Genomic DNA, 19,022 nt, shown 5'->3' on the forward strand with positions numbered 1-19,022 from the left:
GGGGTGTGAGCCGGGTGCGAAGGGCATGGGCTGGGCGTGAAGGGCCTGGCCGGGCGTGTCCCCGGACCACCGCGCCCGCCGCGGCCCGCGTCCGCGCCCGCCTCCACGGGAGCCGCCCGCACGACAGGCGCGGCGCCTCCAACTGGCCCGGGAGAGAAGGGCCGTAGGCCGGAACCGGACTTCCTCAACCGGTTGGGGAAAGGGCCGTCACCACCCTCGACAACGCCCTCCGACACCCCCGATGCTTCCTGTGGCATGCCGGGGGGACGAGTCGGCACCGCTCCCAGGAACGCGGTGCCGGAGCCGCACGGAGAGGCAGCGAACCACCCATGATCCGACGCAGGACACTGCTGGCCGCCGCGGGCGGCGGCCTCCTCGGCAGCGCGGTGGCCACGGGCACGGCCCGGGCGGACGCGACGATCGCCGTCAACCCCTCCACGACGTACGGCACCTGGGAGGGCTGGGGCACCTCCCTGGCCTGGTGGGCGAACGTCTTCGGCACGCGGGACGACTTCGCCGACATCTTCTTCACCACCCGGAACACCACGTACAACGGCACGTCCCTGCCCGGTCTGGGCCTGAACATCGCCCGCTACAACCTGGGCGCGTGCAGCCGGAACAGCGTGAACGGCGCGTCGATGGCCGTCTCCCCGAACATCCCCTCCTTCAAGCAGATCGAGGGCTACTGGCAGGACTGGACGAACGAGGACCCGGCGTCCGCGGCCTGGAAGTGGACGGCGGACGCCGCCCAGCGGGCCATGCTCGTGAAGGCGACCCAGCGCGGCGCGATCTCGGAACTCTTCGCCAACTCCCCCATGTGGTGGATGTGCTCCGACCACAACCCGTCCGGCGCGGCCGACGGCGGTGACAACCTCCAGTCCTGGAACCACCACCAGCACGCCTCCCACCTCGCCGCGGTCGCCCTGTACGCGAAGCAGCACTGGGGCGTGGACTTCGCGACGGTGGAGGCCTTCAACGAGCCCTCGTCGTCCTGGTGGACGGCGACCGGCACACAGGAGGGCTGCCACATCGGCGCGGGCACGCAGGCGTCCGTACTGCCGTACCTGCGCGGCGAGCTGGACAAGCGCGGCCTGACGGGCACGCGGATCTCCGCGTCGGACGAGACGGGCTACGACCTGGCGCGCACCACCTGGAACTCGTTCTCGGCCACGACGAAGGGGTACGTCGACCGGGTCAACGTCCACGGCTACCAGGGCTCCGGAGGCCGCCGCGACCTGCTCTACACGGACGTGGTCACCACGGCCGGCAAGGCCCTGTGGAACTCGGAGACCGGCGACGGCGACGCCACCGGCCTGACGACGGCGAGCAACCTCCTGTACGACTTCCGCTGGCTGCACCCCACCGCCTGGGTGTACTGGCAGGTGATGGACCCGAGTCCGGGCTGGGCGACGATCGCCTACGACCCGGGCACCCTCCAGCCGGGCGCGGTGCAGACGAAGTACTACGTCCTCGCCCAGTTCACCCGCCACATCCGCCCCGGCATGACGATCCTGGACACCGGGGTGAGCCATGCGGCGGCGGCCCTGGACCGGCCGGCGAAGCGCCTGGTGATCGTCGCCGCGAACACCTCGTCCGCGGCCCAGACCCTGACCTTCGACCTCTCCCGCTTCGCCACCGCGACCGGCGGCCCGGCCGGCCTGGTGCCCCGCTGGAACACGGTCACGACGGGCGGCGACCGGTACACGGCCCACTCGGACATCCGCCTGAACGGCACGTCGGTGTCCGTGCCGTTCGAGGGCAGGTCGGTGCAGACGCTCCAGATCGACGGCGTCACCGTGTGACGGGGAGGGTCATCGCAGGGGGAGGGCGTCCTGGTAGCCGTTCGACGGCCGGGGGACCTTCGTGACCGTGCGGGCGTCCAGCGCGACCGGTGCGGACCGGGTACCGAGCCGCCCGCCGGGGTGCCAGGTCCCGGTGACCGTCACCCATGTGTCGGCGGGCAGCCCGGGGCCGCCGTAGATCCGCACCTTGACCGACTGGGCGTCCGCGGCGCAGCAGTTGAGGATGATCCGGGTCAGCTCCCAGCCGCCGCCCCGCGTGCCGGACAGGGGCGTGACGAACCCGGTCATCCGGACCGTGCGCCCCTTGACGGCCTGCCCGCGGTCCTCCCGCACCCGGCTGGTGAAGTCGGAGAGGGTCATGGGCAGGGGCGAGGTGGCGGGCAGCGGATCGAAGTCGCTGTCATGGGTGACGGACTTCGCCGGCTGCCGGGCGGCGGTGTAGGCGCCGAGGGCGGGCGGGGCGTAGAGGAGCAGGCTGAGGGCGGGGAGGAGCAGCAGCCAGGAGACGCGGGGCAGGCCGGAGTGGTCGTGGGGTCCTTCGGTCGGCTCCGTCCTGTCGAGGGCGGCGCTCGCGATCCCCAGCAGGAGCAGGACGACCCCGGAGGCGATGAGCGGGAGCCGCATGCCCTCCTTGACGTAGCGCAGGCAGAGGTCGGTGAAGAGGGAGACGTGCAGCAGCCCGAGTCCGCAGAGGGCGAGCAGCCCCGCTTGGAGCGAGCGCTTCCCGGCGCGTGTCACAGCAGCACCCCTCCGATCAGCGCGCTGCACGTGACGGCGACGACGACGGTCGCGGCGGAGAACCGTGCCGCGAAGGCCCGCCCGAAGGTCCCCGCCTGGAGGGCGATGAGCTTCAGGTCGACCATGGGCCCCACCACCATGAACGCCAGCCGCGCGACCGGCGGGAACCCGGTCAGCGAGGCGGCCAGGAAGGCGTCGGCCTCGGAGCACACGGCGAGCAGCACGGCGAGCCCGGCCAGGAAGAGCACGGACAGCCAGGGGGCGGTGGCGAAGGTGTCGAGCACGGAACGCGGGACGGCCACGTTGAAGGTGGCCGCGGCCATGGCGCCGAGCACGAGGAACCCGCCGGCGTGCAGGAAGTCGTGCTGGAACCCGCGCCGGAACTCGTCCCACCGGCTGTGCCCGTGCTGATGCCCGGTGTGCCGTACGACGGGCCGCAGCCACTCGGCCCTCCCGAACCGGAGCCACAGCCAGCCCATGACGACGGCGGTGGCGAGGGAGGCGAGGAGCCGGGCGAGCACCATGGCGGGGTTCCCCGGGAACGCGATGGCGGTGGCCGTGAGGACGACGGGGTTGACGGCGGGCGCGGAGAGCAGGAACGCGAAGGCGGCGGCCGGGGTGACCCCGCGGCCGATGAGGCTGTTGGCGACCGGAACGGAGGCACACTCGCACCCCGGCAGGACGACCCCCGCGACCCCGGCCACGGGTACGGCGAGCGCGGGCCGCCGGGGCAGGATCCTGTTGAACACCCCCTCCGGCACGAAGGCGTTGATCGCGCCGGACAGGGCCGTGCCGAGCAGCAGGAACGGCAGGGCCTGCACGGTGACGGCCAGGCACACGGTCCGCCAGGCCTGCACGGCGGGGACGTCGCCCCAGCGCCCGAGGAGGAAGATCGCGCCGCCGGGGACGACGGCGGCGCCGAGGAGCAGGAGGGGCCAGTACCGGGGCGGTGCGGGGGCGCCCGCGCCCTCCCCGGCGCCGGCCGGACGGTCGTCCCCGACCGGCACAACCGCGTTCCGCATGCCGACTCCGTGTGTAGATGTCGGAACAGAAGATATCCAGATGTGCGGACCGCGGGGCCGGCCCCCTCCCCGGCAGCCCTCCGCGCCTCACTTTTGTCACGTCCCGGCAGTACGGTGTCCCCCATGCGCCCCGACACGCCTGCCGAGAACGTCGACCACACCGCCGAAGCGGCACGCCTGGAGCGGACCGCCGGCCTGTACCCCGAGGACGCCGAGACCCTTCTCCTGCGGGCGGCGGCCCACCTGGAGCTGTCCGGCGACCGCCCCGCGGCGACCGCGCTCTACGACCGCCTGCTGACGTCCGCCGACGGGCTGGACAACCCCGCCCTGGTCCGCGCCCTGAAGGCGTCGAACCTGTGGGAGTACGGCCACGAGGCGGAGGCGAGGGCGATCATCGAGGGCATCCGCACGACGGCGCCCCGGGACCCGGCCCCGTGGGTGATCGTGGCGGAGGCCCTGGAGTCGCACGACGAACTGGAGGCGGCGGCGGAGACGTTCGGCGAGGCCGCGGACCTCCTGCTGCCGGACGCCTCGGAGGAACCCCCGCCCGCCACCCACCCCCTCCTCTACGGCCGCCACCGCGTCCGCCGCATGCTGGGCCTGCCGCACGACGACCGGGACACCCTCGCGGACACCCTGCACACGTCCCCGGTCTCCCTGGACGAACTCCACGACCCCAAACGCGTGTGGTCCCTGGGCTCGGACAACCCGGCGGAACTGGCGGCGGAGATCTCCCGCCTCCGCGCCGAACTGGGCGCCTACCGCGAGGCCCTCTCCCGCCCGTTCCCGGTGGCCGTCCTGCACTGGCCGGCCCCGGAACTCTCCGAGCTCCTCGCGGCGTACCCCACGCTGTCGTCCGAGTACCCGTCCCACACCGAGCACCTGTCGACCATAGAGTCCTCCCTGCGCGAACTGTCCGCCTCGGGCACGGCCAACCTGGGCATCGTCACGGGCACGGTCCCGTCGTACGAGGCGTTCGCCGCCTCGGAGGGCACGTCCCCGTCGGACCCGACCCTGCTGCCCCAGTACGCGACGACGCTGGCGGCACGGGGGCGAGCGGTGGCTTGGCCGCCCCCGAAGGGTGCGGAGTGCTGGTGCGTGGCAGGGCGGCAGTATGGGGAGTGTCACGGAGCGTAGCCCGACAGGGGCGTGGCGGCCCGTTCCGCAACGTCCCCCAGCAGCAACGAGAGAACGACCAACCGTGGACACCACCCCCCAAACCCGCGCTCGGATGAGCCGACAGAAGAGCCGGAACACGGAAGTCGAAATGGCCCTGCGGCGTGCACTGCATGCGGCGGGGCTGAGGTATCGAGTCCATCGCAGGCCGCTGAAGGGCGTGCGCCGCGAAGCCGATGTCATCTTCGGCCCGGCGAAGGTCGCCGTGTTCGTCGATGGCTGTTTCTGGCACGGCTGTCCGCAGCATGCGACCTGGCCCAAGAACAACGCCGACTTCTGGCGTACCAAGATCGAGGGCAATCGTCGGCGCGACATGGACACCGATGAGCGGCTGGCATCGGCCGGTTGGCTGGCCGTTCGGGTCTGGGAGCACGAAGACCCGATCGAGGCCGCAGCACGCGTGGTCGCTTTCGTCAGGGCGCGTCGAACGAGGCCCGACCGCAGCTGACGGGTGGTCGCGCCGTCGCGGGCCATGGAAACCGTACCTCGGCGGCGACACCGTCAGATTTTTTTTGACATGCTCACCATTGTCAAAAAGCTGTTACTGTGTGCGGTCCGAGCCGACAGCCCGTCGGGCCGGCCCGTGACAGGAGGCATGACGCACGATGCCGCATTCGGCACCATCCGCCGTGGAGGGCGAGGCCTTCGGTTCCTGGCTCCGTCGCCAATTGCTCCGGGCCGGCATGTCTCAGGCGGACCTCGCCGCTCAGCTCGGCAAGACGCGCGCGGCCGTCTCGGCGTGGATCACCGGACGCGCCGAACCCCGCGACGAGACCAAGGCGCGCATCGCCGAGATCCTGGGCACCGACCTGGCCTCTCTGGTGACGCGAACGACGGACGTACCGATGGACCGACCGATCCGCTGGCATCATCGCCTCGCACACACCGACGGCGGCCGAGAGTACGGAAACGCGGCCGCGTTCGCCTTCGACGCGGACCTGTCCGTGCTCGCGCGCGAGGCGACGCAGAACTCGCTCGACGAGCGCTGTGATTCCCGCTCACCGGTTCGCGTCCACTACACGCTCCACGAGTTGGACGGGGCGCACCTCGACGCTTTCCTCGCCGCGATGCGCTGGAAGGATCTGCTGCCGCACTACGAGGAAGCAGCACGAGGCAGCCAGAAGGTCTCGCGCAGCCTCCGCTCCGCCTTGACCGATCTCTCCCAGGAGCGTCGACTGCGGCTTCTGCGCATCGACGACTACAACGCCTCCGGGCTGACCGGACCCGAGTACAGCGACGGCCGCTTCGCCGCGGTCGTGCGTCGCCAACTCGACAGTCACAAGATCACGGCCGGTCGGGCCGGCGGCTCCTACGGCCTGGGCAAGGCGACTCTCTGGGCGACCAGCCGCTTGGGCCTCGTATTGATCAACTCCACGTTGTCGGAGCCGCACGAGGGACGCACCGAAGGCCGGGTGATCGGGCGCCTGGATCTGCCCTGGCACGAGGTGGACGGCGAGGCCTTCGCCGGTCCCGCCTGGTTCGGCGAGCCGGACACCGAACCCGAGCATCGCGGAGTATCGCGCTCGTGGTGGGCCGACGACGAAACCCTGGGCCGCCTGCATCTGCAGCGGTCCGGTACCGAGCCCGGCACGTCCTTCCTCATCGTGGGCGCCTACGACGCATCGGGGGCCGCCGAAACCCTCCAGGAGATGCACGACAAGCTCGTCCGGTCACTCGCCGACGACTTCTGGGCCGCGATGATAGGCGGTCGGTCCGCCAAGCCTCTTCTCGACGCCCGGGTCACCACCCTGCGCAACGGTGAGGTCTATCTGCCCGAGCAGCAAGTGGATCCCCACGAATACCATCCGGCGTTGAGCCGTGCTCTGCGGGCGTACCTCGACGGGAACACCGTCGACAAACTGACTGCCGCCGACCAAGTGGTCCGCGCAGACGTTCCGTTGGTGGTGTCTCCCCTGAAAGACCATGGTCGACCGCGTGACAAGGGCTGCGAACACCTCGCCGTGCTGCTCCTCACGCCGGCCGACGAGTACGACACGCGCATCAACCAGGTGATCTGCATGCGCGGAAATCGGATGACCATCACCGAGCAGCGCCCTCGGGACCTCCCCCTGGGATCGCCCCCGTTCCAGGCCGTCCTGCTCGCCGGTTACGCGACCGGACGGGACGGTGAGGACGTGGCCCTGGCCGAAGCCTTCCTGAGGGCCTCCGAACCGCCCGAACACGACCGGTGGGACAGGACCGAGGAATTGACGACCGCCTACCAAAGGGGCGCTCTCGCCAGGCTCAAGGAGTTTCGATCAGCGATCGACCACACGGTCCGCTCGCTCCTGGGCAAGCGCGAGATCACGCGCAGCACTGGTCCGGCGGTACTGCGTGAGCTGTTGAAGCTGGACACCGGGGCGGGCATCGGCGGTCGGCGGGCCCAGTCGTTTCCGACGGTACGCAACATCGAGGCGAGGCTCGACGACCGGGGCGCCTGGCACGTCACGGTCCATCTGAGGCTGCCCGACGCGGACGACCCGTGGGTCCTCGCTCCGGTGGCCAAGTTCGACGTGCGCTCGGGCGGCCGACCCTCCGTGGAGTGGGAATTGCTCGTCGGCTCCGAAACCTGCCGCGCGGAGAACGGGACGATCGTCGTCGAGCCCGGTGTCCGCACCGCGGTGTTCAGTGGCGTCACCGATCCGGCCAGTCATCCGGTCAGGGGTGGCTACGCCCGTCTGGTGGTCGACGTGCCCAAGGCCCGCGGGGGTGAGGCATGAAGCCGGTCTTTCCCTACCCGACGCTCCTCGGCGACGTGACCTGCCAGATCGTGTCGGTCTCGGTGGACGGCAAGCCGCTGCCCTACACCAACGTCTCGACCACGGAGCGAGTGGTCGCCCTGCACCAATCCGGACGCGCACGGTGGGAGGAGGCAAGACTGGACCTCCGCGTGGCTCTTCCGGATGCCGAGTTGCGGGAAGGCCCTTGGCGGGACGTGACCTGCCTGGCGGTTCTGACCGAGAAGGCCACCAACGCACGTACCACGGCCCGCCTTCGTCCTGCGTCGAACGGTGCCATGACCGGCTCGATCACCCTTTCACGCACCGATCACCTGCGGCGTGCGACGCTGTCCTTGCTGGTCGTCGCCACCATCGAAGGGATCCCCGGCCGCCTCGTAGGGTCCGCGGAGGAGGATTGGTACATCGATCTCCAGGAGACCACACCAGTCCGCCAGCGAGAGATCGAGATCGTGCAAGTGGACTTTCGCGACGGTCCCCACCCGTGGCTGCGCCCCTTCAAGGAAGCGCCGTGGATCGTGGAGACGTCCGGCGACATGCCCACGGTCTACCTCAACACCGCTGCCGTCGAAGGCCTTGTCGAGGTGCTCGACGGCCGCGGTGGCAGTGCGACGGAGCGTGTCGTGCGCGAGATGGCGGCTTCCCAGATCGCACAGGACGCCTGGACGGCGATGTTCCACACGGCCGCCGGTGACCTGGACCGGGACGAGGACGGAACCCCCGTGATGCCCACCGGGTGGCGTGAGGCCGTACTGCGCGCGATGCTTCCGGACGTACTGCCCGGCCGGCAACTCACCGACGCCCTGTACGAGATCAACGAACGCCGCACGAAGGGGTTCGGGTGGTCCGAGTTGCAGACGGGCGTCCAGTACGCAGCCGGACGTCGCGCACAGATCGCGAAGAAACTGACACACGCGGTGCGCACCGTCGACCGCGCCGAGAGGAGCGCCGACTGATGCCGCGTCGCGGGCCGTCCGACATTCCGCAGGTACTCGGCTTGTTGCCCGACGCGGCCGTGGCCAAGTATCTGAGCCGAGGCATACAGTCGGGCCAGGAGAACCCGCCTCAGGTGGCCTTGCGCAAGGCGAGCACGTCCCTTTCGGACACCGAGGCCCGATGGCGCACCGCGCCGATCCGGGAACTCGTCGACCAGGCCATGACGCACTTCGTTGACGACCGCCACGCGTCCGATGGTTGGCTCGCGCCCCGTCTTCACGCCACCCTTCGCATGACGCGGGCGGAGGCAGGCGACCGGAGGCTGTGGAACCATCTCGCCCTGCTCGTGGCGCCCGACTACGTGGTGTGGCGCTGGCGTGGCAACGCCGAGATCGCCCAGAGCTCACGCTTCTGCGGACCTCACTACACCCAGTGCTTCTCTCGCCTGTGGTGGGCTGCGGAGCTGTTCCGGAACGGCCCCGACTACCGCCCCGTGCAAACCGCCTTCACCCTCCAGGACATCCTCAACACGACGCTCCGCTTGGACGTCATCGACCATCGGCCGACCGCGCACGCTCTGCTGCGCGTCTTCGAGAGGCTGCTCTCCAGCGGCGTACCACGCCCGGCCGACCATGTGAACGCGCTATCCTCCGCGGTGAACGCCGCGGGCAGCACGCTCGTCTACGACGTCATCGCGCCGGACGACCCGCAGTTGGTGGACGAACTCCAGGACTGGATCGCCACGTCCGAGGAAGCGCCCCCCGTGCGGTGGGACCGGCTGCCGGAAGGCCCGCACGACGGTCGCGTTCCGCCGGATTCCGTCGATGCGCTCGTCCCGCTGTTCGACAAGCTCTTGTCCGAGGCACCCCTGCGCCGTCGCGATCGCGCCAAGGGGGAGACAACCGAGGACACCGCCGTGCCGGCGCAGCGTCCGGGTGTCAGCCTCGAGAAGGAACTGCCGCTGTGGATGCGCTGAGGCGGATGACGGGCTAGGCCGCGCCTTCGCCAGGCGTGGCCTGCTCCCTCGGTTCCGACGACCACCGCAGCAGCTTTTCCCATACGTCGTCCCCGGGGACGCCGAGATCGAGTGCCGCGCTCAACACGTGCACCCCGAATCGCGGCGGCACAGCGTTGCCGATCTGCTGAGCCTGGTCGTTACCCCGCCACGGATACCGATAGGGAAAGCTCTGGAACACACCGGCTTCCTCGTTGCTCAGGCGGTCCAGCTCCCTTTCCGGCCTGCCACGGCTCACGATCCGGTTCCGCTTCCACTTGCCGGTGATGGTCGCGGACGGTTCGTCGGATTCGCGTCGACCTCGTGCCTTGGGATCGCCACCACTGCCGTAGTTGGAGACGACACAGAACGGCTCGACGCGCTGCGCCGCCTCGTCCACAATGCCGCGCGCGTACACCTCCTTGAGGGCCCTCTCCATCGAAACCCACGACTCGCGGGGTCCGAAGAGCGTGTCGGTGGGCACGACACCCTTGCGGTACTGCTGGTGCGTCGGCGGCACGAAGTGCTTGGGGAACTCGGTACGCCGAGCGACGAGCACCGCACGACGACGCGTCTGCGGCACCCCGTACTGCTCCGTGTGGAAGACCTTCGCCGTGGTGCGGTACCCCACGGCCTGCAGCACCTTCTCGTACTCGTGCCACACAGCGATGACCGCGGGGACCTGCTCCAACACGATGACGTCGAAGGGCCGGGGCTCCGCCCCGCCGTGGCGCGGGCGAAGCATCGCCTCGAAGATCCACCGAAGCGGCTGGAGGACCAACCCGGTGCGTTCGTCGTCGAGCTTCTCCAGCTCTCGCTGGATGTCCTCCCAGGACTCCCCCTCCTGGCCCGCCTTCTCACGCTTGTACCAGTCGTGCATGCGATGGATGAACTTCGTGACGTCTTCGAGCGCTTTGCGCCCCGAGCCGCTTCCGGCGATGGAGAACGTCTGACACGGAGGTCCGCCCGCCAGCACGTTGCAATCCTTGAAGTCGCGGTGATCGGGGCCGAAAAGTCGGACATCGCCGTGGACCGTCGGCAGCCCGGCGGCGATTCGAGTGGCCACTGCGTCGTCGTCCCATTCGATCCCGATCGACGGAATGCCCAGAACGTCGGCCGCCAGATCCAGTCCACCGGGCCCCGCGAAGAGGTCGACGATCTGGAACTGCCCTCGTCGGGCCTCTTCGGGCGGTGCGCTGGTCATGGTGGCAAAGTCTATCGGTCAGGCGACCCGTCCGACCCCTCCTTCACCAACCGTCCAGAGCATCAGGACCCGGCTTCGGACCGCAGGACGGAGGCGATGGCCTCGCCCACCGCCCGCGCGAGCGGAGGGGGTGTGGCGTTGCCCACTTGCCTGTAGCGCGCGGTCTTCCGACCGGCGATGCGCCACTCCTGCGGAAAACCCTGCAACAGAGCCGCTTGCTCGACGGTGAGCGGGACGAGTCCGCTGCGGCCGACTGCCGGGTTCCAGACGAAATCCGCGCCCGGCACCTCGTCGGCGACGGTGGCTCCGTCAACCCCCATCAGAGCCCACTTGCGCTTGGCGCCGGTCGGTCCGAGATCCGCTCCACCGCGATCCCAGGAGCCACCGACGATGGTGGGCGCGGGCGCAACGGCTTGGTCGGCCCACTTGTCGGCATCGGTCCATCCACGGGCTCCCATGGAATCCCGCAGTGTCTCTCCCACCGTCGGGACCGGTCCCGGATGCGGCATCGGCCACTTGAATCGGTCGATCAGGTCGCCCTTGAAGGCTATGAGGAAGCCGACCTCTCTGTGCTGCGGCACTCCGTAATGCTTGGCGTTGAGCACATGCCACCGGAAGCGGTAACCGAGGTGGCAGAGTTCTTTACCAACCGATTCGCGAATCGGCTGATACTCGGGCTTTCGCGCCAGATCCGGCACGTTCTCCAGCAGAATCGCCTTCGGCTGCACGCCGTAGATCAGGTCGACCGCAGCCGTGAGTACAGCGAGTTCCGCGTCGTTTCCTCTGGTGCGATTCGCCGCCGCCGGCGACTTCATCCGGGGCAGTCCCCCGGAGAGGAGTTCAACGTCGTAGACCTGCTGCTCGTCCACGGGATCGAAGTCGGCCAAATCGATCTCTCGGACGTCCCAGTGGGGCCGGTTGATACGCAGCGTCTCGCAGGCGACCGGCCGGTTGTCGAGAAGCAGCACCGGATCGAACCCCGCGTCCTCCAGACCGCGTGCGAGCCCTCCGGCCCCGGCACAGATCTCCAGCGAGGTGAGACGAGTCGACGAAAACCCGTCACCATGCGCCGCCGCGGACGGCGCCTTCCCCCCGATCACGCTGCCCTCGTCCTCCCGTCGTCCTGGAACGGAGGCCGTGCGAGCCCACACCTACCCGGCCGGCAAGAACCCCCAGATCAAGGGTACTGGCCGACCGGGCACACCAGGGATGCTTTCGATCACGGGGCGTCGATGATCGCCTGCTTCTCCTTGCCCGAGTCGATCGTGGTGAAGCGCAGTACGCGACCGTCGGTGCGTCGAGCCGACGCGGGCGCCACGAAGGAAAAGGCCATGGTGATCTTCTCGGGCGCGAGCCGACCGTCCTCGCCGATGTCGGCCCGGTGCTTCGGCTCCACCACCGGATACACGACGACGACGCCCCTGCGAGGAGCGACCAGGGCCTCGGTGCTCCGGTCCCCCGAGTCGGCGAGGCCGCCCGCGATGCGCAGGGGCACCGCGCGGTGCTTGGGCTCGCTCAAGGCGCCGAAGAGCGGACCCCGCCGCCGCTCGCGTCCGAACCAGGCGTACGAGCGGTCCCCGGCACCGATAAGGAGACGTTGTCCGCGCTTCGCGTGCTGCGGTGCGAGCACGAGCCAGTCGTCGACGTCCGACGAAGCAGTCTCGTTGATCTCGGCCAAATACGCGAGATGGGGAGCGAACTGCGACGGAGCCCCCCAGCGCACCCGTCGAATCAGGTCGAGCAGCGCTGCGGGCGTGAGCGTCCCAACGAATGCCTCGAACCGATGGGTGACGGCGTCGCGGTCCGCCTCGGCCGGGAAGTGATAGGCGAACGACTCGGCTGTCGAGGACAGCGACTCCAGGACCGGGGTCCACAGCAGGGTGTTGTGTCGGAGGTCGGCCGCCCGGGTCGGGTAGGCCGTGGGTTCCTGCCACTGCCCGGGGGACCGCAACTCGACCAGGCGTGCGTTGTACATCTTGTTCGGACTGGTCGGCTTGAGCCAGGGCAAGTGCTGCGAGACGAGCGGAGGCACCTGGTCGGGGGTGACCTGGGGCCTGCCGTCGATGATCTTCGCGTACTGCTTCAGCTCCTTGCGGAAGTTCTCCTCGTCCAGGCAGATCGCCTCGAACCCGGCATACAGGTCGATCTCCTTGGTTCCCACGGTCTCCGCGCGGCCGAGGAAGAGGCGTACCAGGTCCCGGTAACCCTCGCGGAAACCGAACCAACGCCCCATCTGCATCAGGGTGGACGCATTGCCCGCACGGCGACGGAAATAGGAGACGGTGAGTCCTTCGACGGTGAATCCACGGGCGAGCTTCTGGCCGCCGATGAGAATCTTCCAGATGGAGCGCTTGTCGAAGTCCGCCTCTCCGGTCTCGATGTCCTTGTCGCCGTTGACGACGATGATCGGGCGGTCGTCACCGCCGATACGGGCGACGGCCGGTCCAACGTACGGAGCCAGCGCTTCGTAGGAGGGCGGGACGGCATGGCCGTCCGCACGCACGGCCGACACCGGAGCGACGTCCGTCTCGAAGAGCTCCTTCAGGCGCCGACGACCGGACTCTCCCATGTATCCGGCGTTCCACCACATCTCGGTGACCTTGCCCAGGAGTTCGCGGTGCACGTCGGTGCGCACGGACTCGTGGATCAGCATCGTGTGGTGCTGGAAGTAGCGGTCTCCCAGTCCCCCCTTGTCCTCTCGGTACAGCTTCATGGCCGCCGTGAGGACGAACATGTCCATGGCCTGTTGCAGGCAGAAGTCGTCGTCGCCGCTCTCGTCGTGCACGGTGATGTTGCGCACGTGGGCCAATTCGTTGGAGTTGGCGAAGTCGCGCTCACCCTCCGGGAGCGCGGCGTCGAGGTCGTGGAAGTCACGGGCGCCCATGTATCCCTCCGGGCGCGGCAGGGAGACGATGAAGTCCTTCGGGAAGATGTCCTCGGCGTCGCTGGGGTCGACCAACACGTTCGCGTATGGGGTGGCCGTGTACCCGACATACTGGGCACGCGGCAGTAGTTGCAGCAATTCCGAGATCTTCAGGTTGATGGCGCTGCGTTCCGCGTCGGGCTTCGCCAGGTTGGAGGTGTTGACCGAGGCCTCGTCGGACTCGTCGTCGATGATCAGAACGGGAATCTCCGACAGCGGCGTCTTGATCTTCTTCAGATCCTTGACGAGCTTGCCCAGGACCGTCTTGTGTTTCTTGACGACCATGAGGCGCGCCGACGACCGGTGCAGATTGCGTGGATCGTGCAGGGGTAGCGCCGGCTCCTGCTTCTCGAATTCGAGCGCCGTGATCCCCTGCAGCAAGCTCTTGTAGTCGTCGTCCCGCGTGGTGAGCCGCACGATGTCGAACCCGCCTCGGGTCGACGGCAGATCGCCGAAGCTGGTGAACCTGCCCTGGATCCAGGCAGGATCGTTGGCGTAGTCGGACTCGTACTCGCTCGCTCCGCGCAGGATGTTCTCGCGCCCGACCAATTCCATGTCGAGCCGGCGCTGGGTCTGTGCCCGCAGCATGTTGAGGGTTCCACCGAGGACGATGACGAGACGATAACCCGCGTCTACGGCCTTGGCGATCACCCCGGCGAAGTTGGCGGTTTTACCGGACTGCACGTAGCCGACGACCAGTCCCTTCGACTGGTAGGCGGCGGACTGTGTCGGATCGGCCAGCCGCTCGACCACCGAATCGGTGGCGACGTCGAGCCCTGCCACCGCCTCGGGCCCCCAGCCCTTCCTCTCCAGGTAGGAACGATAGGCCGGCCAATACCAGGACCGTCCTTGCATCGACTGCGGCGTGTACCACGGGACGAATTCCTCACTGATGACCACGGGAGCGTCGACCCGGGACACGGGAACGAGGCTGTCCAGCAGCTTGCGCGTCTGCTCGGACACGCCGAGCAGACCGTAGATGTCGTCCCGGCGCTGTTGGGTTCGCTCGAGGTTCTTGGACCACGGGGCGTCCGGCAGGAAGTCCCAGTCGGTCAGTCTCCTGCGCCATGCCTCGACCAGCGGGTCCGTCGGGTGGGATCTTTCGAGTGCCGCGCGCACGACGTCCTCACGTGCCAGATCCTCGGCTTCCGGAGAGATGCTCTCCGCCTGGTAGCCCAGTGCGCGCTCGAGATTCTTGGGGCGGCTGGTGCGCATGTCCGCGAGAGCGGCGTCGAGCACCTGCAGGAGAAGGGCGTCGGTGGAACTACTGGTCATGTGTTTCCTCGGAGTGCCGGCGAACGCCGAGCTTCGTGGGTCAAGGGAGCGGAAGATCGGAGAGGTCGAGAGGCGGAACGTGCCCGATGGACGACAACCCCGTGACGTCCACCGTGTAGTTCACCGTGTCGATGCGTCCGACCGTGCCCTCGGGCAGGTCGTCCACCGTGAGGCGAGGCATGTCGGTCGCCCTGATCACCAGCGGACTGTCGCGTGGCGTCCAACGCTCGTCGTCCGGCTGTTCGGCGTCCCAGCCCACCGCGTCAAGCAATGCGTCCAATCGTCGTCCCAGGGCGATGCGCTCCGCGGCGGCCGCGTCCCGCGCGGCCTTCACCGAGTCCGCGAGAGTGCGCCCACCGACACCGCCTCGGGTCAGGCGCAACGAGGCGAACCAAAGCGGCCGTCCGGCCGTCTCCGTGAGCTGTCCGAGACCATGGACGGTGTGTCTACGGCGTTCCGTGGCCGTCGTCTTGACCTCCAGGTCCGCCGAACCGAGGGCGAAGTCGTGCTCCTCACCCGTCGGACCCACCCAGGTGTCGAGTGCCGCCTGCCATCCCTTGGTCGCGGCCATCCTCACCAGGACGGCGAGTTCTCCGTGAAGTCCTAGGCGCCGCTCCCGTGAGAGTCCGGTCGGCCTCCCCAACAGAGCGCTCCAACCACGCACCGTCTCGTCGAAGGCCCGCGCAAGGTCGTGTCCGTCGACGACGATGCGATCCGCCACCGCCAGTAGGAGGTCATGGAAGTCCCGGAGCAGTTCGGGTTCCGAGGTCGTGACACGCGCCAGACGCCGGCCGCCGTGGAGAACGCGGTCTATGCGAACCGCCGCCAAGGGTGAGCGTGGGGCATGGTGGTGTCCGGCGAGTTCGACGTGCAAGGCGATACCGCGGCCCGCGTCCGCGATCTCGTAGGAGACCAACGGATCGTCGACGGCCGAGAGTCGATAGCTGGCTCCCAGGCCGCGTCCGAGGTAGTGCTCCACCGTCGTCCAGGGCAGTTCGATCGTGCTCGCCTCCGCGGCAGGGTCGACCTCGTCGGGGGAATCCGCGAACCCGCCTCTCCGGCTGTCCATCAGTCGGCCACCCGATCGAGTTCCGTGCGTGCGGCGGCGACCAGAACGGACTGCCAGAGTTCGATGTTGTCCTTGAGTCGGCTCCCCAGCCGTTCACGCTGAAAGGCGTCCTGCATCAGCAGGTACATCAGCGCCTTGACCATCGGCGCATCATTGAGCGTACCGCTGCGGCCACCCAGTAGTGCGGCGCGGTAGTGCTGGTTGAGCAGGAGAACCTGGGCCTCCTGATCGATCTCGAAGAACCTGTCGTTGGGCAGCTTTTGCCAGCGGAACTGCAATGGTTCCTCGTGGAGCAACGGCAGCTCCTCTTCGATCACCTGGCGCACCTGCGGATCCATGCCACGCCCCGGCGGAACAGCGGCCTTGCGTGTGACACCGGCGCGTTTCCTCGCGTCTCGGTAGACCCGCTCGGCATCCGCGAGGTATCCGCCGAATGTACGCCCTTGATCGTCCTTGGCGTTGTCCAGAGCGGCCGTGAACTCGGGAGACGCCTGCACTCCCTCCTTCTTCACGGTCAGTCGGAACACTTCACCTTCAGGGTCGTCCGGGAGGTCCACCGCCACCCGGGCGAGGGCCAGGTGCTGCTCCGGCTGACGGTAGTTGTTCCAGCCACCGGCTTGGACGAGGCGGTCGTTCCGGTAGAAGTAGAAACCCTCCCGCTCGACGACCGCACCGAAAGCCTTGTATTCGTCCAGTGAGGAACGCGGCGGCCAGATATGGGCGTGCAGGTCGATGGGTCCCAGGGAAGCCGTTTCGGCGATGAAAGTGCTCGGATAGCCTCCGTCGCCCGATACCGGATAGCCGAAAGGGTCGAGCGATTCGACACCGTAGTTGGCGTATTCGATGCCGGTCCGGACGTCCTGGACGGAGATGGTGATGTGGAAGTCGTGCCGGGCCAGGAATCGATGCAGATAGAGCCCCAGGTGCAGGCCCAGTTTGTTGACCGTGCGATGCAGGTAGCGGTCGGTCTGGCCTCCGCCGCCCTGCTTGGGGAAGTCCTTGACCCCGTCCCATCGGACGATCGTGCCCTGGAACCCGATCGGTCGTCCCTGATAGAAGTCGACGAAGTCCTGGGCGAAGTCGGAATCGATGATGTCGCAGTCGAAACCCTTCTTCGCGTGCTCCATCAGCCAGCGCCGACCAGCGGGGCGAGTGCGCTTGGTGCGACTCACCACCGTCACCGAGTCGGCGTGGCTGAGCGACGCGGACTTCAAGCCGGTGCCGAACATACCGAGCGACCCTTTGGCATAGCCTCGACGACCGCCCACCGTCATGGCCACGTCCAACTCGTCTTCGTTCATCCCCTTGCCGTCGTCGACGATCACCAGGCTGACCAACTGGTCACCGTCGCGCAGGAAGTGGATGACTACGTTCGCTGCTCCGGCATCGATGGAGTTGTCCACCAGGTCGGCGATGGCCGCTTCGAAGCCGTAACCCTGGCTGCTGAGCGCTTCCATGTAGCGCCCGTCGGGTGGCAGCCGCTTGGTGCCGGCCGTGGGGACTTCGAACTGCCACTCGCTGACCATGACCTGCCTTTTCGCCTGAGTGCCCGCTTACCCGGAAATCGGACATCGGACATCATGCGACGAAGAGGCGACTGTAGTCGACCGTGGGGAGGGAAACTGCACGTCCGGAACCATGCCCTGGCGCGTCAGGCCCGCCGGTGCTCTCCGGCTTCTAGCGATGAGCGTGGATACACCATCACCCGGCGAGGCCGGACGCCGCGTTCTGCGGCGCCCGTGACCTTCGTGACTTCTAGGCCGTAGCCGCCAGTTCCGCCCGCCCGAACAGCAGCGCGTACCCCGGCGGGAGTTGCGCCAGGACTCGGGTGGTCAGCGACTCGCCGACGTGGGTCGACAGGACGCTCAGGACCGAGCTGACGTCCCAGCGGGCCGTCGCCGGGGTCGAGCCCTCTATGCGGGTGGCCACCGACTCCACGAACTCGCGGGCCGTCAACGGGTGGGTCGCGGGGATCTGGGAGGCGATGACGCGGCCTGCCTCCCGGGGGAGGGCCTGGGCCAGGGCCACGCGTTCGTCGCCGGTGACGTGGCCGCCGAGGGCCGACAGGACGATGCGGGTGACGCGTTCCGCCTCCACCCTCGTCGGGTACTGGCCCGCGTCGCGTACCGCCTCGGTCAGCTTCAGCCAGTCGGCGGTCTCCGCCTCCTCCTTGACGCGCGGGCGCAGGGACGGGGTGGAGATGGTGGTTCTGGGCTGCGGGGTCGTCACGGTCATCGTGCTGGCTCCTCTTCCGGGACGCTTCGGGGCACCGAAAGCCCGGTACCCCGTAATTCAGCGGGCATGGGCGGGAGTTCGGCCAATGTGCGGCACGGGGCGCTTGGGCTGCACAGGTTGTTTGGGCCGCATGGGCCGCTTGGGGGAGCACGGGCCGCTCGGGCCGCACCGGCCGCCTGGACCGTCAGCCTCTTGGGCCGCATGCGCCGCGTGAGCCTGCCGTGCGCTTTGGTGCCCCGCCTGCCGGCCTGGCATGCGGGGCACGTGGTCGTCACGCGTCGCGAGCGGTCGCGCGCCCTGCCCGGCACACGGCCTGGGCGGCGCTTTTCAGCCGCTGATCCGGCGGTCTCAGCCGCCGATCTCCTTGCGGTCGCCGCCCCCGCCGGTGATCTGGATGCGGCGCGGCTTGGCCTGTTCGGCCACCGGGATGCGCAGGGTCAGGACGCCGGCCTCGTAGGAGGCGTCGATGCGGTCCGTGTCGAGCGTCTCGCCCAGGAACAGCTGGCGGGTGAACGTACCCGTGGGCCGTTCGGCGACCAGCATCTCCGCGTCCTCGGGAGCGGGGTTGCGGCGCTCCGCGCGGACGTTGAGGACGTTGCGCTCGACGTCGAGTTCGATCGTCTCCGGGTCGATCCCGGGAAGGTCGAAGTGGACCAGGAACTCATCCCCGGAACGGTAGGCGTCCATCGGCATCGCGGACGGGCGGGTGTTCGCGCCGAAGAGCTGCTGCGTGAGCCGGTCGAAATCCCGGAACGGGTCCGTACGCATGAGCATCACAGGTCACTCCTTCCATCAGGGGCTGGGGTGCGATGCCCTTCGGCTTCTTATATAACTCTCCGCCGGAAACTTGACAAGCCTCGACTCAGGTTCGGCCCCGATGCGGCTCGCCCGCCCCGCTCGCGCGTCGCCC

General features: G+C 68.7%; 15 protein-coding genes. 6 read left to right on the forward strand and 9 right to left on the reverse strand.

The window, feature by feature from the left end:
• Window positions 1-329: 329 nt before the first annotated feature.
• Window positions 330-1,802, forward strand: a complete 1,473-nt coding sequence (locus tag ACZ5DC_RS09565; protein WP_468651031.1) for a glycoside hydrolase — start codon at window positions 330-332, stop codon at window positions 1,800-1,802.
• A 9-nt stretch (window positions 1,803-1,811) separates the two neighbouring features.
• Here ACZ5DC_RS09565 and ACZ5DC_RS09570 read toward each other — a convergent pair whose 3' ends face one another.
• Window positions 1,812-2,540 carry a TIGR03943 family putative permease subunit gene (locus ACZ5DC_RS09570; RefSeq protein WP_468651033.1) on the reverse strand — a complete coding sequence of 243 codons (729 nt, stop codon included), beginning with the start codon at window positions 2,538-2,540 and terminating at the stop codon, window positions 1,812-1,814.
• The gene (locus ACZ5DC_RS09575) at window positions 2,537-3,562 is read right to left on the reverse strand and encodes a permease (RefSeq protein ID WP_468651035.1); all 1,026 of its coding nucleotides are present in this window, start codon (window positions 3,560-3,562) and stop codon (window positions 2,537-2,539) included. The genes ACZ5DC_RS09570 and ACZ5DC_RS09575 overlap by 4 nt, the downstream gene beginning before the upstream one ends.
• A 123-nt stretch (window positions 3,563-3,685) precedes the next feature.
• On the opposite strand from ACZ5DC_RS09575, the gene ACZ5DC_RS09580 reads away from it, so the two are divergent.
• From ACZ5DC_RS09580 to ACZ5DC_RS09600, 5 genes are all read left to right on the forward strand, one after another.
• Window positions 3,686-4,699: a tetratricopeptide repeat protein gene (locus ACZ5DC_RS09580; RefSeq protein ID WP_468651037.1), complete on the forward strand. Its 1,014-nt coding sequence runs from the start codon at window positions 3,686-3,688 to the stop codon at window positions 4,697-4,699.
• Window positions 4,700-4,763: 64 nt separating this feature from the next.
• Complete coding sequence (locus ACZ5DC_RS09585) at window positions 4,764-5,186, forward strand: very short patch repair endonuclease (RefSeq protein ID WP_468651039.1); 423 nt, start codon at window positions 4,764-4,766, stop codon at window positions 5,184-5,186.
• A gap of 157 nt (window positions 5,187-5,343) precedes the next feature.
• On the forward strand, window positions 5,344-7,458 hold the full coding sequence (locus ACZ5DC_RS09590) for a helix-turn-helix transcriptional regulator (protein WP_468651041.1): 2,115 nt from the start codon (window positions 5,344-5,346) through the stop codon (window positions 7,456-7,458).
• Window positions 7,455-8,432, forward strand: a complete 978-nt coding sequence (locus tag ACZ5DC_RS09595) for a hypothetical protein (RefSeq protein WP_468651043.1) — start codon at window positions 7,455-7,457, stop codon at window positions 8,430-8,432. Before ACZ5DC_RS09590 ends, ACZ5DC_RS09595 begins: the two co-directional genes overlap by 4 nt.
• Window positions 8,432-9,388: a DUF6339 family protein gene (locus ACZ5DC_RS09600; RefSeq protein WP_468651045.1), complete on the forward strand. Its 957-nt coding sequence runs from the start codon at window positions 8,432-8,434 to the stop codon at window positions 9,386-9,388. The genes ACZ5DC_RS09595 and ACZ5DC_RS09600 overlap by 1 nt, the downstream gene beginning before the upstream one ends.
• 13 nt (window positions 9,389-9,401) lie before the next feature.
• Here the strand turns inward: ACZ5DC_RS09600 and ACZ5DC_RS09605 are convergent, their stop codons facing one another.
• From ACZ5DC_RS09605 to ACZ5DC_RS09635, 7 genes are all read right to left on the reverse strand, one after another.
• Window positions 9,402-10,610 carry a DNA cytosine methyltransferase gene (locus ACZ5DC_RS09605; RefSeq protein WP_468651047.1) on the reverse strand — a complete coding sequence of 403 codons (1,209 nt, stop codon included), beginning with the start codon at window positions 10,608-10,610 and terminating at the stop codon, window positions 9,402-9,404.
• A 62-nt stretch (window positions 10,611-10,672) separates the two neighbouring features.
• Window positions 10,673-11,710 carry a DNA cytosine methyltransferase gene (locus ACZ5DC_RS09610; protein WP_468651050.1) on the reverse strand — a complete coding sequence of 346 codons (1,038 nt, stop codon included), beginning with the start codon at window positions 11,708-11,710 and terminating at the stop codon, window positions 10,673-10,675.
• Between the two features lie 119 nt (window positions 11,711-11,829).
• A complete protein-coding gene (locus tag ACZ5DC_RS09615) occupies window positions 11,830-14,808 on the reverse strand; it encodes a Z1 domain-containing protein (protein WP_468651052.1) in 2,979 nt (992 codons plus the stop codon).
• A 40-nt stretch (window positions 14,809-14,848) separates the two neighbouring features.
• Window positions 14,849-15,787 (reverse strand): PD-(D/E)XK motif protein, encoded by a 939-nt coding sequence (locus ACZ5DC_RS09620; RefSeq protein WP_468651054.1) that lies wholly within the window; start codon window positions 15,785-15,787, stop codon window positions 14,849-14,851.
• Between the two features lie 89 nt (window positions 15,788-15,876).
• The gene (locus tag ACZ5DC_RS09625; protein ID WP_468651056.1) at window positions 15,877-17,403 is read right to left on the reverse strand and encodes an ATP-binding protein; all 1,527 of its coding nucleotides are present in this window, start codon (window positions 17,401-17,403) and stop codon (window positions 15,877-15,879) included.
• A gap of 229 nt (window positions 17,404-17,632) precedes the next feature.
• Window positions 17,633-18,112: a DUF2267 domain-containing protein gene (locus ACZ5DC_RS09630; RefSeq protein ID WP_468651058.1), complete on the reverse strand. Its 480-nt coding sequence runs from the start codon at window positions 18,110-18,112 to the stop codon at window positions 17,633-17,635.
• Window positions 18,113-18,460: 348 nt separating this feature from the next.
• The gene (locus ACZ5DC_RS09635; RefSeq protein WP_366750359.1) at window positions 18,461-18,886 is read right to left on the reverse strand and encodes an Hsp20/alpha crystallin family protein; all 426 of its coding nucleotides are present in this window, start codon (window positions 18,884-18,886) and stop codon (window positions 18,461-18,463) included.
• Window positions 18,887-19,022 lie beyond the last annotated feature (136 nt).

It is taken from the genome of Streptomyces sp. NPDC031445 (assembly GCF_055581365.1).

Coding starts and splice junctions, on each gene's coding strand:
- ACZ5DC_RS09565 (WP_468651031.1), top strand. CDS start 330: ATGATCCGACGCAGGACACTGCTGGCCGCCGCGGGCGGCGGCCTCCTC.
- ACZ5DC_RS09575 (WP_468651035.1), bottom strand. CDS start 3,562: ATGCGGAACGCGGTTGTGCCGGTCGGGGACGACCGTCCGGCCGGCGCC.
- ACZ5DC_RS09580 (WP_468651037.1), top strand. CDS start 3,686: ATGCGCCCCGACACGCCTGCCGAGAACGTCGACCACACCGCCGAAGCG.
- ACZ5DC_RS09590 (WP_468651041.1), top strand. CDS start 5,344: ATGCCGCATTCGGCACCATCCGCCGTGGAGGGCGAGGCCTTCGGTTCC.
- ACZ5DC_RS09595 (WP_468651043.1), top strand. CDS start 7,455: ATGAAGCCGGTCTTTCCCTACCCGACGCTCCTCGGCGACGTGACCTGC.
- ACZ5DC_RS09600 (WP_468651045.1), top strand. CDS start 8,432: ATGCCGCGTCGCGGGCCGTCCGACATTCCGCAGGTACTCGGCTTGTTG.
- ACZ5DC_RS09605 (WP_468651047.1), bottom strand. CDS start 10,610: ATGACCAGCGCACCGCCCGAAGAGGCCCGACGAGGGCAGTTCCAGATC.
- ACZ5DC_RS09615 (WP_468651052.1), bottom strand. CDS start 14,808: ATGACCAGTAGTTCCACCGACGCCCTTCTCCTGCAGGTGCTCGACGCC.
- ACZ5DC_RS09625 (WP_468651056.1), bottom strand. CDS start 17,403: ATGGTCAGCGAGTGGCAGTTCGAAGTCCCCACGGCCGGCACCAAGCGG.
- ACZ5DC_RS09630 (WP_468651058.1), bottom strand. CDS start 18,112: ATGACCGTGACGACCCCGCAGCCCAGAACCACCATCTCCACCCCGTCC.
- ACZ5DC_RS09635 (WP_366750359.1), bottom strand. CDS start 18,886: ATGCTCATGCGTACGGACCCGTTCCGGGATTTCGACCGGCTCACGCAG.